Annotated in this window: 1 pseudogene; it reads right to left on the bottom strand. The window is 46.6% G+C overall.

The features are described 5' to 3' along the window. Positions 1 to 442, bottom strand: a pseudogene (locus tag ACFILO_RS09710) (tol-pal system protein); the annotation flags it as partial.

Genomic DNA, 442 nt, shown 5'->3' with positions numbered 1-442 from the left:
GGCGCTTCTTTAACAGCATCAACAGCCTTATCAACAGCGTCAGTGGCTTTTTCTATCACATCAGATGCTGCTTTATCGGCTGCTTCAGGCGCTTCTTTAACAGCATCAACAGCCTTATCAACAGCGTCAGTGGCTTTTTCTATCACATCAGATGCTGCTTTATCAGCTGCTTCAGGTGCTTCCTTCACAGCATCAACAGCCTTATTAACAGCGTCAGTGGCTTTTTCTATCACATCAGATGCTGCTTTATCGGCTGCTTCAGGTGCTTTCTTCACGTCATCAGTTGCCTTATCAACTGCATCAGTGGCTTTTTCCACCGCGCTAGATGCTGCTTTATCAGCTGCTTCAGGTGCTTCCTTCACAGCATCAACAGCCTTATTAACAGCGTCAGTGGCTTTTTCTATCACATCAGATGCTGCTTTATCGGCTGCTTCAGGCGCTT

Origin of the sequence: Bartonella sp. AP72JLCBS (genome assembly GCF_042195705.1) — a bacterium.
Classification (GTDB): domain Bacteria; phylum Pseudomonadota; class Alphaproteobacteria; order Rhizobiales; family Rhizobiaceae; genus Bartonella.
The sequence above is the reverse complement of the archived record's forward strand: the minus strand, read 5'-3'. Positions and strand labels throughout refer to the sequence as shown.